Below are 1680 nucleotides of genomic sequence, written 5' to 3' on the forward strand. Positions count from 1 at the left end.
CACTCCAGGCTGATCGGCAGCTGAGGCGTCAGAGGGTTTCGCGGTGGATGCTGCTGCCCGTCTGGGTCGAGATGTCTTGGCGTCACTATCGATGGCGGCCATCAGCCGCTTCAGCGACGAGTAGGAGGCATAACCGCCGATGTTCAGCAGCTGGCTTGCTGCTGCCTCCAGGCGCTGCTTGTTCTTCCGTCCCAGGGTTTCCAGGATGTTCTGACATTCCAAATATCCCTGGGCCTCGATCTGGTTGCGGTCCAGGACCTGGGCGATCATCTCTACGGTGGCAGGCCCGAACGACCCAGCCCGGCGGGTGAACCAGTCCCGGGACCACAGCCCGGCCACATCCTTATGCTGATCGGGCACATGGGCTGGGTCGGTGGAGTACTGGCCACGCCGACCCTGACGGCGCCGGTGCTCAGCAACGATCTCATCGGCTGCGAAGACCACCACCTGGGTCTGGGTCAGTCGTGCCCGCAGCAGTTGGCCGGCAAGCCTGTGAGGCACTGAGTAGTGCTGAGACTCGCAGGTGACATGGTAGTTCCGCCCGACCTTGACCTGTTTCCATTCGACCTCTTCGAAGCCTTCAACAGGCAGCGCCGCCAAGGCTTCAGCCTCCTCAGCGGCGAAACGTTCATGCCGTGTGGTGTGATCAGCACGCACGATCTGATGGTTGATCTCCCAGATCCGCTCACCGATGGCCTCATTCAGCTCAGCGATGCTCATCCAGACCTCCTCAGCGAGGTAGCCGATCACCCGCTTATTGATCGTCTGCACTGCTGATTCCACGGCTGCTTTGTCCCGGGGCCGCCGGACCCGGGCCGGGACGATCGCGGTGCCGTAGTGATCAGCCATCTGCTGGTACTTCGGGTTGATGACCCGGGCAGCGTCCCCCTTAGCTCCTCGGTGAGTGGCAGTCGAAGCGTGATCGGGCACCACGATCTGGGGGACCCCTCCGATGAAGTCGAAGGCACCGATATGACCTGCCAGCCAGGATCCCATCCGCATATCGGTGAACCCGCGGCAGTAGAGGTAGCCAGAGTATGGCAACACCGCCACGAACAGATACGCCTTAGTGACTTCACCCGTGATGGCATCAACGATGGGCACAGTGTCACCGGCCCAATCGATGAACACCGCCCTGCCCGGCTCATGGTGCAGCGTGGCCACCAGATCATTCTTGGCTGCGTAGTCGCTGAAGAGATGACAGTACTGCGAATACCCATACTTACGCCGATCCGACTGAGCACCCAAGTAGGTGCGCCAGGCTTGGAGCAGCGTGAAATGCGGGTTCGAACGCATCGACGCCACCACCGGAGCGAAATCCGGAGCCTCATAATCACCAGAAGCCCGTCGGCGGCGGTCCGGGAACAGCTCACCGACCCGGGACTGAGGCATCTGCGCCAGCGACTCGGCGGTGATGCCGTGCTCAGTGATCACCTTCCGCGCCCGAGCAATATCCCGCTGTGAACACCCCAGCACTTCACCGATCTGCCGATAAGACCGCGACTCCAAAAGTAAGGACATGATCGTCCTGTAGTCAGCCATCAAGGCCTGCCCTTCTCCATAGCGAAAAGCGACACCGACCGGCGCCGCCATCACTCAGCAGACCACAAGCGCTACCCGAAACCCGGAATGTCGCTTACAACTACGCAGACCACCGCTTCCAACTCCCGCTACGTGCCA

At 61.4% G+C, this 1680-nt stretch carries 1 protein-coding gene; it reads right to left on the reverse strand.

Going from position 1 to position 1680, the window contains the following annotated elements:
- The coding region (istA, locus tag RH857_RS13460) for an IS21 family transposase (protein WP_310538488.1) at positions 1 to 1542 on the reverse strand (1542 nt) is incomplete at its 3' end.
- Positions 1543 to 1680: the final 138 nt, after the last annotated feature.

This window comes from Nesterenkonia flava, assembly GCF_031432335.1.
Taxonomy (GTDB): Bacteria; Actinomycetota; Actinomycetes; order Actinomycetales; family Micrococcaceae; genus Nesterenkonia; species Nesterenkonia flava.